Origin of the sequence: Fertoeibacter niger, assembly GCF_009380135.2 — a bacterium.
GTDB lineage: Bacteria > Pseudomonadota > Alphaproteobacteria > Rhodobacterales > Rhodobacteraceae > Fertoeibacter > Fertoeibacter niger.
The window spans coordinates 437,645-452,296 of sequence record NZ_WHUT02000001.1; the positions used below are offsets into that span (position 1 = coordinate 437,645).

At 64.0% G+C, this 14,652-nt stretch carries 15 protein-coding genes; 9 read left to right on the forward strand and 6 right to left on the reverse strand.

From position 1 onward, the window contains the following. Positions 1-125: 125 nt before the first annotated feature. A complete protein-coding gene (locus GEU84_RS02135; protein ID WP_152823840.1) occupies positions 126-914 on the reverse strand; it encodes a helix-turn-helix transcriptional regulator in 789 nt (262 codons plus the stop codon). Between the two features lie 163 nt (positions 915-1,077). Between GEU84_RS02135 and GEU84_RS02140 the strand changes: the two genes are divergently transcribed. Continuing rightward, positions 1,078-2,253, forward strand: coding sequence for an NAD(P)/FAD-dependent oxidoreductase (locus GEU84_RS02140; RefSeq protein ID WP_152823841.1), 1,176 nt, complete (start codon positions 1,078-1,080; stop codon positions 2,251-2,253). A gap of 168 nt (positions 2,254-2,421) precedes the next feature. Here GEU84_RS02140 and GEU84_RS02145 read toward each other — a convergent pair whose 3' ends face one another. The 3 genes from GEU84_RS02145 to rpsB form a co-directional block, all read right to left on the reverse strand. After that, positions 2,422-3,237: a hypothetical protein gene (locus tag GEU84_RS02145; protein ID WP_152823842.1), complete on the reverse strand. Its 816-nt coding sequence runs from the start codon at positions 3,235-3,237 to the stop codon at positions 2,422-2,424. A 108-nt stretch (positions 3,238-3,345) separates the two neighbouring features. Further along, positions 3,346-4,221 carry a translation elongation factor Ts gene (tsf, locus tag GEU84_RS02150; protein ID WP_152823843.1) on the reverse strand — a complete coding sequence of 292 codons (876 nt, stop codon included), beginning with the start codon at positions 4,219-4,221 and terminating at the stop codon, positions 3,346-3,348. A gap of 94 nt (positions 4,222-4,315) precedes the next feature. Next, positions 4,316-5,071, reverse strand: a complete 756-nt coding sequence (rpsB, locus tag GEU84_RS02155; RefSeq protein WP_174539264.1) for a 30S ribosomal protein S2 — start codon at positions 5,069-5,071, stop codon at positions 4,316-4,318. A 327-nt stretch (positions 5,072-5,398) separates the two neighbouring features. On the opposite strand from rpsB, the gene GEU84_RS02160 reads away from it, so the two are divergent. The 3 genes from GEU84_RS02160 to GEU84_RS02170 all read left to right on the forward strand — a co-directional run bounded on the left by GEU84_RS02160 (position 5,399) and on the right by GEU84_RS02170 (position 8,009). After that, positions 5,399-6,292: a PfkB family carbohydrate kinase gene (locus GEU84_RS02160; RefSeq protein WP_152823845.1), complete on the forward strand. Its 894-nt coding sequence runs from the start codon at positions 5,399-5,401 to the stop codon at positions 6,290-6,292. Beyond that, positions 6,289-7,227 (forward strand): pseudouridine-5'-phosphate glycosidase, encoded by a 939-nt coding sequence (locus GEU84_RS02165; protein ID WP_174539265.1) that lies wholly within the window; start codon positions 6,289-6,291, stop codon positions 7,225-7,227. The genes GEU84_RS02160 and GEU84_RS02165 overlap by 4 nt, the downstream gene beginning before the upstream one ends. An 83-nt stretch (positions 7,228-7,310) precedes the next feature. After that, the gene (locus GEU84_RS02170; protein WP_152823846.1) at positions 7,311-8,009 is read left to right on the forward strand and encodes a DUF502 domain-containing protein; all 699 of its coding nucleotides are present in this window, start codon (positions 7,311-7,313) and stop codon (positions 8,007-8,009) included. 17 nt (positions 8,010-8,026) lie between these two features. Here the strand turns inward: GEU84_RS02170 and GEU84_RS02175 are convergent, their stop codons facing one another. Beyond that, the gene (locus tag GEU84_RS02175) at positions 8,027-9,061 is read right to left on the reverse strand and encodes a patatin-like phospholipase family protein (protein WP_174539266.1); all 1,035 of its coding nucleotides are present in this window, start codon (positions 9,059-9,061) and stop codon (positions 8,027-8,029) included. After that, entirely contained in the window at positions 9,058-9,843 is a 786-nt protein-coding gene (locus GEU84_RS02180; protein ID WP_152823847.1) for a 3-hydroxybutyrate dehydrogenase, read from the reverse strand. Before GEU84_RS02180 ends, GEU84_RS02175 begins: the two co-directional genes overlap by 4 nt. Before the next feature lie 292 nt (positions 9,844-10,135). Between GEU84_RS02180 and GEU84_RS02185 the strand changes: the two genes are divergently transcribed. From GEU84_RS02185 to GEU84_RS02205, 5 genes are all read left to right on the forward strand, one after another. After that, positions 10,136-11,950 (forward strand): extracellular solute-binding protein, encoded by a 1,815-nt coding sequence (locus GEU84_RS02185; RefSeq protein WP_152823848.1) that lies wholly within the window; start codon positions 10,136-10,138, stop codon positions 11,948-11,950. Between the two features lie 18 nt (positions 11,951-11,968). Beyond that, positions 11,969-12,082: an entericidin EcnA/B family protein gene (locus tag GEU84_RS02190; protein ID WP_152823849.1), complete on the forward strand. Its 114-nt coding sequence runs from the start codon at positions 11,969-11,971 to the stop codon at positions 12,080-12,082. An 85-nt stretch (positions 12,083-12,167) separates the two neighbouring features. Further along, on the forward strand, positions 12,168-12,503 hold the full coding sequence (locus GEU84_RS02195; RefSeq protein ID WP_152823850.1) for a CsbD family protein: 336 nt from the start codon (positions 12,168-12,170) through the stop codon (positions 12,501-12,503). Between the two features lie 240 nt (positions 12,504-12,743). Next, a complete protein-coding gene (locus GEU84_RS02200; protein WP_152823851.1) occupies positions 12,744-13,400 on the forward strand; it encodes a DsbA family oxidoreductase in 657 nt (218 codons plus the stop codon). Beyond that, positions 13,393-14,598, forward strand: coding sequence for a multidrug effflux MFS transporter (locus tag GEU84_RS02205; RefSeq protein ID WP_152823852.1), 1,206 nt, complete (start codon positions 13,393-13,395; stop codon positions 14,596-14,598). The genes GEU84_RS02200 and GEU84_RS02205 overlap by 8 nt, the downstream gene beginning before the upstream one ends. Positions 14,599-14,652 lie beyond the last annotated feature (54 nt).

Here is a 14,652-nt window from a genome sequence, read left to right on the forward strand (position 1 = left end):
GGGCCGCATCAGGACGCGCTGCAAAACACAGCCTGCGCCTGTTGCACGTTTCAATGGCCAAGCCATTGTCCTTGAAGCCCTTGCACAATCGACATTTACGCGGCGTCAGGAAAGTAGGGGATTCCCTACCTTGCGGTGGCGTGAACCGGGTCGGGCAATGCCACCCGCACGAAGATCATGTTCAACAGCGCGGCCTTGGCCACCGCCTGCGCCGTGGTGTCCACATCCAGCGCCTCGCGCGCCAGCCGCAGGTGCTTTTCCACCATCGCGCCGGAAACCCCCATCAGCAAGGCGATGTCCTGCGTTGTCTTGCCATCGGCCACCCATTCCAGCGCCTCGCGCTGCCGTTCGGTCAGGGCGCGGCGGCGGATGGCCATCGGCAGTTGCACCACCTTGAGATGCATCATATGCGCCACGGCCAGCATTTCGCCACCATGCGCCGCCCAGATCCGGTCCACGTCATCATGCGACAGGCCGGGGTCGGCGATCATCCCCAGCGCGCCCTTGCTGCGCGGCGAGGATTCGGGAAAGCTGATGGTGATGCCCGCCACGATGCCGATGGCGGCATTGCGGCGCACCGCCTCGGCCTCGGAGGGCGACAGGCGGCCCGCCGCATAATCCTCGGCCACCCAGCGCCAGGTGCAGGCGCCCACGTTCTGCGTCATCCAGCGGTAGACAGGGGTTTTCGCATAGAACCCGCCCTGAAAGTAGAACTGCACATATTCGGCGCTGTTGGTCGAAAGGCACACCGCATCATCCGGGTCGCCAATCGAATTGTCGTGGCGAAAGCGGGTGAAGCCATAGTTCAGCCGGGCAAAGCCCTTGTCGCGCATGAACTCTGCCGTCTTGGCCCAGACCGCATCAACAGATGCCGCCTGGGCGATCTCCCCCAAAAGGGCAATCACTTCGGTCATATTATCCCTCGTGTTCCGGGCGCAGAGCACGGCTGTAATTGCCGCAACTGTTTTACCGCGCCCGGGGTGTTCTCATCCCAAGGGTTGTAATACGCCTGTCTTGCCGCGGCTGTCGAGAACTGCCTGCGGTGGATTCGGTGCAGCGTGGCTTTTGGGGGCGTTTATGGCGGTGCGGGATGTGGTGGTGGTGGGTGGCGCGGTGATGGGGGCCTCGGCCGCCTGGTGGCTGACGCGGATGCAGCCCGGCCTGCGCGTGACGGTGGTAGAGCGTGACCCGACCTTCGCCCGCGCTGCCACGGCGCTGTCGGTTGCCTCGATCCGCCAGCAGTTCACCACGGCGGTGAATGTGGCGATCTCGCGGTTCGGCATCGGCTTCATCCGCGATTTTCAGGCCAGCCTGGGGGTGGATGTGGGCGTGGCCTCGCTGGGGCTGAAGGAGAATGGCTATCTGTTTCTGACCGGATCGGCGACGGGGGCTGCGCTGATGGCCGAGGTTGCCGCCATGCAGCGGAGCCTTGGCGCTGCGACCGAGGTGCTGACACCCGACGCGATCAAGGCACGTTTCCCCTGGCTGGAGGTGGGCGATCTGGTGGCCGGTTCCTTTGGCCCGCGTGACGAAGGCTGGTTTGACAACATGGGCTTGCTGGCCGGTCTTCGCGCGGCGGCCAAGGCGCAGGGGGCGGAATTTCTGCGCGATGCCGTGACCGGGCTGGTGCGCGAGGACGATCATCTGGTGGCGGTCGATCTGGCCAGCGGCGGGCGCATCGCTTGCGGCGCGGTGGTGAATGCGGCGGGCACAAGGGCCGCTGCGGTGATGGCCATGGCGGGCCTGACCCTGCCGGTGGAGCCGCGCAAGCGAACGGTGTTCGTGATCGACGCGCCGAACGCCCGGCACGCCGATGCGCCCTTGCTGGTGGATGCCGGGTTTTACCTGCGCCCGGAGCATGGCCATTGGATCACCGCCACCGTGCCCGCCGATGACGGCCCCTGCGATGCGGATGATTTCGAGCCCGACCTGCACATCTTCGAGGACCAGATATGGGAGCAGCTTTTCGCCCGCGCACCGGGGTTCGACGCGGTGAAGGTGATCCGGCACTGGGTGGGGCACTACGATTACAACACGCTGGACCAGAACGCGATTCTGGGCCCGCATCCGGCGCTGGCCAACCTTTACCTGATGAACGGCTTTTCCGGCCACGGCTTGCAGCAGGCGCCCGCCGTGGGGCGCGGCATCGCCGAACACATCCTGACCGGCGGCTGGCAAAGCCTTGACCTGTCGGATCTGGGGGTTGAGCGCGTGCTGGCCGGGCGTGCGTTTCGGGAGCGTGCGGTGGTGTGATGCCTGAGCATTGTCCTGCAAGCCATTGTCAACGATGTAAAAGTGATCTCTGCGTGTTTGACGCGGGGACCGTGTGCCTTGGGAGGCAAGAGAACCACGGCACGACCATTAAATTACATAATATTGATTATGGGTTAATGATGCGACTGCAAAGTTCCACTTACCAAACTATTCCCCGATTGGTTCTCGGGTGTCCGTCTTCACTATCATGAGCTTAAGTTCAATCTGAGAGCCACACCCTTCGCACTGCCAAGACGTGCCTTGGCGCACTTCATTTTCCCATAGCCAAGAGGGAGTCTCACAACTCTTGTCCGGGCATACGACTTCCAATTGTCGGGGCTCAAAATGGACCTGCGTTTTGTTGGCCTTTGTCATGTCGTAGGTAGCCCCGCACACCCAGCACTCGATCCTCCTGGGATGGCCTTCCAAGCCCATTCGGCGTCTGATATTTTGGCCACATTTCATGCATTCAATTTGACCCGTAACGGAAAAAGATGCATTGAACGACGAGTTGACCACAGGCTCCAAAGCTTCATAAATCTGCATGCAACGTGCTCTAACCTTCGCTTCATCGTGCCCTCTACCCTTCTCCAACTGCTTGATCGTGGGCAAATGCAGGAAAGAACCGAGAGCATCGTAGTGCTCATTCAGCGTGGCTAGGTCCAGAACTCTGTCTGTCCCCAGAAACTGAATTTTTTCAGGTTCTTGACCTATGCTTGGTTCGACACCATACGAAAACGTAGATGTTTGATCTGCATGCGGATCGACCTCGAGCATACGTTTCATGAGGTTTTTTGGCTGCCATGTTTTCATGAGTTTTTCTGGGCCAAGATCCTCAATATATGTTTTGGAACGCTCATAGGTGACGGCTTCCATACACATCCGCAAATTGAGGCAAGCCAGCAAGAGATCCTGCTCGGCACTTGATTCAATCAACGCTTTGACTGCGCCAAGGTGCTTCCGCGCTAAGGTCTTGTAGTTCATTTCATGACCCATAAATTGCATATCAGTTTGAGTTCAAGGTAGCAGTCCACTACGAAAAAAAAGCCCGGTCAACCGACCGGGCCCTTCCGCAGACATACTGGCCAAAAATCAGCCAGCCAGGGTTTTCGCCACTTCCGCCGCGAAATCCTCTTTCTCTTTCTCGATGCCTTCGCCCACCGACATGCGCACGAAACCCACAACCTCGACGCCCGCATCCTTGGCGGCCTGCGCCACGGTGATGTCGGGGTTCAGCACGAATTTCTGGCCCAGCAGCGTGACTTCCTCGAAGAACTTCGCCATCCGGCCCACGATCATCTTTTCGATCACGGCCTCGGGCTTGCCCGATTCACGCGCCTGTTCGGTCAGGATGTTCTTTTCCCGTTCCACCAGCGCCGGATCCAGATCCTTTTCCGACAGCGAGGCAGGGTTGGTCGCGGCCACATGCATGGCGATCTGCTTGGCGATGCCGTTGTCGGTGCCCTTCACGGCCACCAGCACGCCGATCTTGCCCATGCCGTCGGCTGCCGCGTTGTGCACATAGGCGGCGACGAAATCACCTTCCAGCACGGCCATGCGGCGCAGGGTCATGTTCTCGCCGATGACGGCGATGGCCTCGTTCAGCACGGTTTCCACGGTCTTGCCGTTCAGGTCGGCGGCTTTCAGCGCCTCGACCTGATCCACGCCAAGCGCGGTCTTGGTGATGCCGGCCACAAGGCCCTGGAAATCGGCGTTCTTGGCGACGAAATCGGTTTCCGAGTTCACTTCGACGGCCACAGCCTTGCCACCCGAAACGGCGACGCCGACCAGACCCTCGGCCGCCACGCGGCCCGATTTCTTGGCGGCCTTGGCCAGCCCCTTGGTGCGCAGCCAGTCGACCGCAGCTTCCATGTCGCCATCAGTTTCGACCAGCGCTTTTTTCGCGTCCATCATGCCTGCGCCGGTGGATTCGCGCAGTTCTTTCACCATCTGAGCGGTGACGGCCATCGTGGCTCTCCTCATGTCATGCGGATATCCCGGCGGGATTAACCCCACCGGGTAACAATCTTGCGACGGGAGGAATTCCCCCCGCCCTGCGGGATCAGGCGTCCAGCGCTTCTTCTTCCGGGGCCGCGTCCAGCGCGCCCAGGTCGATGCCGGCGGCACCCATCTGTGCGGTCATGCCGTCCAGCGCCGCGCGCGACACCAGATCGCAATACAGCGCAATGGCGCGGGCCGCGTCGTCATTGCCGGGGATGATGTAATCCACACCCTTGGGCGAGCAGTTGGTATCGACCACGCCAACCACCGGAATGCCCAGCTTCTGCGCTTCAAGGATCGCCAGATCCTCTTTGCCCACGTCGATGATGAAGATCAGGTCGGGGGTGCCGCCCATTTCACGGATGCCGCCCAGCGAGGCTTGCAGCTTGCCCTGCTCGCGCTCCATGTTCAGGCGCTCTTTCTTGGTCAGGCCCTCGGCGCCATGCGCCATCAGCTCGTCCAGCTGCTTCAGCCGCTGGATCGACTGGGACACGGTCTTCCAGTTGGTCAGCGTGCCGCCCAGCCAGCGGTGGTTCATGTAATGCTGTGCGCATTTCTCGGCAGCTTCGGCGATCGGCTTTTGTGCCTGGCGCTTGGTGCCGACGAACAGGATGCGGCCGCCACGGGCGACGGTGTCGCGCACCACTTTCAGCGCCGCGTCCAGCATGGGCACGGTCTGCGTCAGGTCGAGAATGTGAATGCCGTTGCGGTCGCCGTAGATGAATTCACCCATCTTCGGGTTCCAGCGTGCGGTCTGGTGGCCGTAGTGAACGCCAGCTTCAAGCAGCTGACGCATGGAAAACTCGGGGAGCGCCATGTCCAATATCCTTTTTCCGGTTTGCGCCTCGGCGAAGCTGTCTCAGACCCTGCGGTCCAACCGGCGGACAGTCGGGGATGTCTCCCCCGAACAACCCAAGCCTCGCCTGTGAAGTGCGGTGCCATTAGCCCCGGCAGAAAGGGATTGCAAGCGGTCACGCGCCGCACCCGGCAGTGCCCTTGCAGATTCTTGCCTTCGGCGAGGATATTTGAGGGCAGAAAATGCAGAAAGACCACCCTGCCCCATTTTCTGTCCCTAAATATCCCCGCCGGAGGCCTCCGCATTCCGGGCTTGCGCCACGCTCGCGGGCCGGGCAAAACCGCCGCCATGACAAGGCCTGACATTCTTTGCATCGGTTCTGTCCTGTGGGACATCATCGGGCGTTCGCCCACCGCAATGCGGCTGGGGTCGGACGTGCCCGGGCGCATCAGCCGCCTGCCGGGCGGGGTGGCGATGAACATCGCCATGACGCTGCGCCGCTTTGGCCTGACCCCTGCCCTGCTGTCCGCCGTGGGCCGTGATGCCGAAGGGGATGAACTGATCGCCGCCTGCGCCCGGATGGGCATGGATACCGCGCATCTTTACCGGTCCGACGATCTGCCGACCGACCGCTACATGGCCATCGAGGGCGCCAACGGCCTGATCGCCGCCGTGGCCGATGCGCATTCGCTGGAGGCGGCGGGCGACAAGATCCTGCGCGCGCTGGGTGACGGGCGGCTGGGCAGCGACGATGCGCCCTGGCCCGGCATGATCGCGCTGGATGGCAACCTGACCGAGGCGCTGCTGTCGGTCATCGCCGCCTCGCCGCTGTTTGCCGCCGCCGATCTGCGGGTGGCACCGGCCAGCCCCGGCAAGGCCGAACGGCTGCTGCCGCTGCTGTCGCATCCGCGCGCCACGCTGTATGTGAACCTCGAGGAGGCGGGCATATTGTGCAAGACCCGCTTTGCCGGTGCGGATGAGGCGGCCGAGGGGCTGATCGCGCGGGGCGCGCCGCGCGTGCTGGTGACGGATGGCGGGCGCATCTGCGCTGAGGGCCGGCAAGGCGCAGGCGTGATCAGCGATGCGCCGCCGCCGGTGCTGGTCACGCGCGTCACCGGCGCGGGCGACACATTCATGGCCGCGCATATCGTGGCCGAACGGCGCGGTCTTGCGCGCGAGGCGGCACTGGCCGCCGCCCTGCGCGCCGCCGCCGATTATGTATCAGGAGAGATCGGAACATGACCCTGCCCCTTGCCCTGTTGCCCCCGCTCACCATCCTGCCCGAAGTCGCCGATGCGCTGGCCACAGGCCGTGCGGTGGTGGCGCTGGAAAGCACCATCATCACCCATGGCATGCCCTTTCCGCAGAATGTCGCGGCGGCCCGGGCGGTCGAGGCCGAGATCCGCGCCAATGGCGCCGTGCCTGCGACCATCGCGGTGGTGGGCGGGCAGATCCTTGTGGGCCTGTCGGCGGATCAACTCGATGATCTGGGCCGCACGCCCGATGCGATGAAACTGTCGCGCGCCGATCTGGCGGCCTGCCTTGCGCAGGGCCGCACCGGGGCCACCACCGTCGCCGCCACCATGATCTGCGCGCGGCTGGCGGGGATCGACGTGTTCGCCACCGGCGGCATCGGCGGGGTGCATCGCGGGGCCGAAACCAGTTTCGACATTTCCGCCGACCTGCGCGAACTGGCGCATACCGCCGTCACCGTCATCGCCGCCGGGGCCAAGGCGATACTGGACCTGCCGAAAACGCTGGAGGTGCTGGAAACCCTTGGCGTGCCGGTCATCGCCTATAGCCAGGACGATTTTCCGGCCTTCTGGGCGCGGTCCTCGGGCCTGCCCGCCCCGCTGCGGATGGACACGGCGGGCCAGATTGCCGCCGCCCATCTGATGCGCGCGCGCCTTGGTCTGCCCGGCGGGCAACTGGTGGCCAACCCGATTCCCGCCGCCTCGGAAATACCCCTGTCGGTTATTGGTCCGGTCATCGAACAGGCGCTGGCCGAGGCCGCAGCGCAGGGCATCGCCGCCAAACAGGTCACGCCCTTTTTGCTGGACCGGATCTTTGCGCTGACCGAGGGCCGGTCGCTGGCCGCCAACATCGACCTCGTGCTGAACAACGCGCGGCTGGGCGCCGCGATTGCCCGCGAAATCGCCAGCGCGCGGCAGGGCTGAACGGCGCTGGCCCACGGCCGACGCTTTGGCATTGCCGCAGTGCAACACGGCTTCTACAGTCGGGGCGGAACAGAGGGAACCGCATGACCGAACATCTTCCGCACCGCCGCAAGGGGCTGCTTGCCGGCCTGCGCTCCAGCTTTCTGACGGGGCTGATCGTCATCCTGCCCATCGGGCTGACCATCTATCTGATCTGGACCGTGGTCGGCTGGATCGACAGCTGGGTGCTGCCCTTTGTGCCCGGCCCCTACCGCCCCGATGTGCTGTTCCGGCAATATCTGGGTGAAGACACGGTGTTCAACATCCGTGGCATCGGCGTGATCATCTTTCTGCTGTTCACGGTGCTGATCGGCTGGCTGGCCAAGGGTATCATCGGGCGGTCGCTGATCCGCTGGGGCGAAGGGCTGGTTGACCGGATGCCGGTGGTGCGGTCGATCTACAACGGGCTGAAGCAGATCGCCGAAACCGTCTTTGCGCAATCGGACACGAATTTCGAAAAGACCTGTCTGGTGGAATATCCCCGGCAGGGGCTGTGGGCCATCGGCTTTGTCTCGACCAAGGCCAAGGGCGAGATTGCCACGCGCTTTCCGTCAGACGAGGACGTGCTGTCGGTGTTCATTCCCACCACGCCCAACCCGACATCGGGGTTCCTTTTGTATGTAAAGGCCAGCGATGTGATCATCCTCGACATGAAGATCGAGGATGCGGCCAAGCTGATCATCTCGGCGGGCCTTGTCTATCCCAGCCCGAAAGAGGCGGTCGAGGCGCTGACCGCCAAATAACCACCATCCAGCCTTGGTCAGCCGAACAGCAGCGGCAGATCAACGCTGCTGCGCTGGCCGATGCTGGCGCGGTGGTCGGCCAGGAATGTATCCGCCGCCACCCGCCCCGCGGCTTTCAGCCGGGCCAGCAGCAGTGGCGCGGGGCGCAGCTTGGTGCTGGCGGTCAGGTCGGTCATCAGCGCATCATCGGCAATCATGTGGATCAGCACATCCTTCATCGTGCCGCGTTCCAGCTTGCCTTCGCGGATCAGCCGTTTGACAAAGGCAATCGCCCGCAATTCCTGCAACAAGGATGCGTTGAAGCTGATTTCGTTCATGCGGTTCTGAATGTCCAGCGGGGTTTCCGGCACTTCCTCGCGCCGCAACGGGTTGATGCTGACCACCAGAATGTCATCCGGCAGCCCCGCCGCAAACAGCGGGAACAGCGCCGGGTTGCCGGTAAAGCCGCCGTCCCAATAGGCCTCGGCCACGCCTGTCTTGGGGTCGGTGATTTCCTGCGCCTGAAACACCGTGGGAATGCAGGCCGATGCCAGCAGCACCTCGGGCCCGATCTCGCGCCCGGAGAACACCCGCACCTTGCCCGAACGCACATTGGTGGCCCCGACAAACAGGCGGGGGCCATCATCATGGCAGACCTTTGTGAAATCAAACCGCCGCACCACCTGTTCCAGCGGGTTCTGCCACCAGGGGCCATAGGCATAGGGGGAAAACACCTGCGCCGCGATGCCCTGCGGCGATACGGGGAAGGCCTGTTCCACGGCATCGGTCACGGCTGTGACCACCGGCATCCAGGCCGTCAGCCAGGCGTTCAGCCGCAGATCACCCACAGAACCGACCTGCGCCCACAGGGCATCAAGGCTGGCCTTCGCCCCCTCGCGCCCGCCCGCCGCCAAACCCGCCTTCAGCGCCGCCGCGTTCAGCGCACCCGCCGAGGTGCCGGAAATGCCGGCAATCTCGATGCCGTCATCCTCCAAGAGCCGGTCCAGCACACCCCAGGTAAAGGCACCATGCGCGCCCCCGCCCTGCAACGCCACATTGATGCGCAGGCTCACAGCGCCGTCCAGCCGCCATCGACCGAAATCGTGGTGCCGGTGATCTGGTCGGCGGCGGCCGAACACAGGAACACTACCGTGCCGCCCAACTGCTGTGTGGTGGCAAATTCGCGCGACGGCTGGCGTTCCAGCATCACCTGTTTGATGACTGTCTCGCGGTCCATCCCGTGTTTCTTCATCTGGTCGGGGATCTGCGCCTCGACCAGCGGGGTCAGCACATAGCCGGGGCAGACCGCGTTGCAGGTGATGCCCTGCCCCGCCGTTTCCAGCGCCGTCACCTTGGAAAAGCCGACGATGCCGTGTTTCGCCGCCACATAGGCCCCCTTGTAGGGGCTGGCCGTCAGCCCGTGGGCCGAGGCGATGTTCACCACCCTGCCCCAGCCTTTAGCCCGCATCATCGGCAGGGCGACTGCCGTGGTGTGAAACGCCGAGGTCAGGTTGATGGCCAGGATCGCATCCCATTTTTCAGCCGGAAATTCGTCGATCGCCGCGACATGCTGGATGCCCGCGTTGTTCACCAGAATGTCGCAGGCCCCGGCCTTTTCCACCAGCGCGCGGCACTGGTCGCCCTTTGACATGTCGGCGGCGATATAGCGCGCGGTCACGCCGAATTCGGCCCCGATTCGCGCCGCCAGCGCATGATCCTCTTCCCGGTCGGTGAAAGAGTTGATCACCACATCCGCCCCGGCGCGCGCCAGTTCTTCGGCCACACCCAGCCCGATGCCAGAGTTCGATCCGGTGATGATGGCTGTCTTGCCTGCCAGGGTCGTTGCCGGTGTCATGCCTGTCTCCGCTGATGCTGCACAGCAGAAATAGCGCAAAGCCGCGCGGGGGGCGAGACACGTTATCGGGTGCCTGCCATGGCGGCGGCTTTCCGCAACGCATAAAAAAAACGCCAGCACGAAGCTGGCGTTCAGTTATTGAGGCAGGTTTCATACAGGCAAGAAACCTATCGAGCAGTAAGGCCCTTATACGCCGATCATTTCGGCTGGCCAAGTTAAAAGTTTGAAAAGGTTCACAAGCAGCCGTAATCTTTCCTTCAAGAAAACCTGGGACAGAGGGATTGTTGCCGGAATGAGACAGGATTTTTTCACCATTCTGCGCCATGCGGGGGCTGCGTTTCTGCTGGGTGCGCTGGCCGTTCCGGCACTGGCAGAACCGCGCCATGGCATAGCTATGTATGGCGAGCCGGCCTTGCCACCTGATTTTGTGGCCCTGCCCTATGCCAACCCCGATGCGCCCAAGGGCGGGCGCATCGTCTTTGGCGAATCCGGCGGGTTCGATTCGCTCAACCCCTATATCGTCAAGGGCATCGCCCCCTATGCGCTGGGGTCGATGACGGTGGAAACCCTGCTGGGCCGGTCGTTCGACGAGCCTTTCACGCTTTACGGCCTGCTGGCCGAATCGGTCGCCACCGACGATGACCGGACATACGCAGAATTTACCCTGCGTGAAGGCGCGCGATTCGCCGATGGCAGCCCGGTGACGGTCGAGGATGTGATCTGGTCCTTCGAAACCCTGGCCACGCAGGGCCTGCCGCGCTACGCCGGGGCCTGGGCCAAGATCGGCAGCACCGAAATCACCGGGCCGCGTTCGGTGAAATTCACCTTCAACACCATCGACCGCGAACTGCCGCTGATCCTGGGCCTGCGCCCGATCCTGCAAAAGGCCCAGTGGGAGGGCAAGGATTTCACCGCCTCCACGCTGGAGGCGCCCATCGGCTCGGGCCCCTACACCGTCGGCGCGTTCGAGCCCGGCCGTTTCGTCAGCTTCGTGAAAAACCCCGCCTGGTGGGGCAAGGATCTGCCCTTCAACCGCGGCCAGCACAATCTGGACGAGGTGCGCTATGAATATTTCGGCGATGGCGGCGTGGTGTTCGAGGCATTCAAGGGCGGCACGATCACCAGCTACCGCGAAACCAACGCGGCAAAATGGGCCAGCAACTACAACTTCCCCGCCGTGCAGGCGGGCGACATCACGCTGTCGGAAATACCGCATGCCCGCCCGTCCGGCATGCAGGGGCTGGTGTTCAACACCCGCCGCCCGATGTTTGCCGACTGGCGCGTGCGCGAGGCGCTGATCCAGGCCTTCAATTTCGAGTTGATCAACACCACACTGACCGGCGGGGCCGAACCGCGCATCACATCGTATTTCTCGAACTCCTCGCTGGGGTTCGTGCCGGGCACGCCCGCCACGGGCCGCGTGGCCGAACTTCTGGCCCCGTTCACCGCCGAACTGCTGCCCGGCGCGCTGGAGGGTTACGCCCTGCCCGTGTCCGACGGGTCAGAGGCCAACCGCAAAGGCATCCGCGAGGCGACGCGGCTTCTGGCCGAGGCGGGCTGGACCATCGACGCGGGCGTGCTGAAGAACGCGGCGGGAGAGCCGTTCCGGTTCGAGATCCTGCTGACCAACGGGCAGGATGAGATGATCTCCATCGCCAACATCTATATCGAGGCGCTGAAACGGCTGGGCATCGCCGGGCGCATCACCACGGTGGATTCCGCGCAATACAAGGAACGCGCGACGGCGTTTGATTTCGACATGACCCATTTTATCCGCTCCATGTCGCTCAGCCCCGGCAACGAGCAGATCCTCTACTGGGCCGCTGCCAATGCCGATGAGCCCGGCTCGCGCAACACCATGGGCGCGAAATCGCCCGCCGCCGAGGCGATGATTTCCACCATGCTGGGCGCAAATGACCCTGCGGAATTTGCAGCGGCGACACAGGCGCTGGACCGTGTGCTGACAACGGGTAGATATGTGATCCCGTTCTGGTATTCTAAGGTTTCACGACTGGCGCATGCGAACCACCTGAAATACCCCGCGCGACTGTCGATCTATGGGGACTGGCCGGGATTCCAGCCAGAAGTCTGGTGGCACGAGGACTGAGAGCAGAAAGAGAAACGCATGAAACTACTGATGGTTCTGGCAGCACTTGCCGCACTGTCAGCCTGCAACACGGTGGATGGCGTCGGACAGGATATTTCCGGCGGCGCAAACATGGTGGCCAACTGGTTCTGACCTCCGGGCAGGCTGAAAGGGGGCCGGGCCGGAACAACGGCCCGGCCCTTTGCATTGGCCATGGCACAAGGAAAGGAAACGAAGCATGCGCTGGCGCACTGTATCGCAGAACTGGGAGGCGTTTCACGGCCTGATGCTGGAAACCTGGCCCGATCTGGATGAAAACGCCCTGATCGCGCTGGATGGCGACCGGGCGGGGCTGGTGGAACTGCTGGCCGAAACGCGCGGCTTGACCAGTGACGATGCGGCAAACGAGGTGGCCGAATGGCTGGAAGGTGCCGTGCCCGCCGATGTCCATATGGACGAGCACCACGACAATGCGGGCATCACCGAAAGCCGCCGCTATGTGCCCCCGGGCGAGGATCCGTCCGATGACGATGCCCGCTTTGGCGATGACGCCACCGCGGAACGGCAGGGCTGACGCGCAGCGGCAGGCGTGGCGGCGTGCATACCGCCGCTGCGCCGCCCGTTCTCGGCGCAGGATCACGCCGATGTGGCCCCTTCCTCGCCTTGCACACAGGCACGGGCAGGCGTAGCACGGGCTGCGGCTGCGCCCGATGCGCGCCGTGCTGCCGCTTCCGGCGGCAATGTGAATGAATGCTTTGCTACCTGCGCCCGCGCCGATGCGGAGGGCGCGGGACACGGCCTGAAAGGGAACATCTTGATCCGCCTCGACATATTCTCTGATCCGGTTTGCCCCTGGTGCTATATCGGCAAGGCGCTGCTGGACCGCGCGCTGGAAAGCCGGCCCGATCATCCCTTCGTGCTGGAATGGCACCCCTTTCAGCTGAATCCCGACATGCCACGTGAAGGTGCCGACCGGCGCAGCTATCTGGAGACCAAATTCGGCGGCAAGGCGCAGGCGGTGGCCGTCTATGCCCGGGTGGAAGAGGCGGCACAGGCGGCGGGGCTGGAGATCGACTTTGCCGCCATCCAGCGCACCCCCAACACGCTGGATGCCCACCGGCTGATCCATTGGGCGGGGCTGGAGGGGCGGCAATCGGCCATGGTCGCAACCCTGTTCCGCGCCTATTTCCGCGAAGGGCGCGACATCGGCGATGCCGCAACGCTGGCCGAACTTGCAGGCGTGGCGGGCATGGATGCGGCGCTGACCGCGCGGCTGCTGGCCACCGATGCCGACCGCGCCGATCTGGCCGCCCGCGATGCCGATGCCCGCCAGAAGGGCGTGAACGCCGTGCCCACCTTTCTGATCGACCGCCGCTATGTGCTTTCGGGTGCGCAGCCGGTGGCGCTGTGGCAGCAAGTGGCGGATGAAATCGTGGACAAGCTGGCGGCGGATCGGGCTGAAAATGGCTGAGGCACCCCCCAAAGCCCTGCACCAGACCGAATTCATCGCGCTGATCGCCATGCTGTTCGCCACCATCGCCTTTTCCATCGACGCGATGCTGCCCGCCCTGCCCCGCATCGCCGCCGAACTGTCGCCCGGCAGCCCCAACACCGCGCAGCTGATCATCACCAGTTTCGTGCTGGGCATGGGGCTGGGCACCTTCGTCGCCGGGCCATTGTCGGATGCCTTCGGGCGGCGCACGGTGATCGTGGGCGGGGCCGCGCTGTATTCGCTGGCCGCACTGGTGGCCTGGGTCGCGCCAAGCCTGGAAACACTGCTGCTGGCCCGGGTGGTGCAGGGGCTGGGGGCGGCAGGCCCACGCGTGGTGACGCTGGCGCTGGTGCGCGACCTTTATCAGGGGCGGCAGATGGCGCGGGTAGTGTCGTTTGCCATGATGATATTCACCATCGTGCCCGCCGCAGCCCCGCTGCTGGGCACCTTCATCATCGCGGATTTCGGCTGGCGCGGCATCTTTCTGGCCTTCGTGCTGTTTTCCGGCCTGTCGATGCTGTGGTTCCTGCTGCGCCAGCCCGAAACGCTGCTGCCCGCCGACCGCAGGCCCCTGCGGCTGGCCGCGCTGTGGGACGCGCTGCGCGAGGTCTTGGCGCACCGTGTCATTCAGATCTCCATCGCCGTGCAGACGCTGGTGTTTGCGGCGCTGTTTGCCATGATCTCGTCCACCCAGCAGATTTTTGACGTGACTTACGGTCGGGATGCCAGCTTTCCCTACTGGTTTGCCGCCATCGCGCTGCTGGCAGGGTCAGCCAGCCTGGTAAACGCGGCCATCGTGGTGCGGCTGGGCATGCGGCGCATCGTGACGGCCACGATGGCGCTGCAGATCGCGCTGTCAGGCGGCATGGCGCTGATGACGGGGTTTGGTCTTTGGCCTGAGGCGCTGGCCTTTCCGGCCTATCTGGTCTGGACGACGGGCGTGTTCTTCATGGCCGGGCTGACGCTGGGCAATTTGAACGCGCTGGCGCTGGAACCCGTGGGCCATATCGCCGGCATGGCGGCCTCGGTCACGGGAGCGATTGCGACGGTGGGCTCGGTAGCGCTGGCAGCCCCGCTGGGGCTGGCCTTTGACGGCACGCCGGTGCCGCTGGCCATGGGCATCGCTGTGCTGTCGGTGCTGGGCTATGTGCTGATGCGGGCGATGCCGGGGCGGTGAGGGATTGCTGGCGGCGCCGGACAGGTCTTGGCCGCCGGGGAGGGTTTCACACCC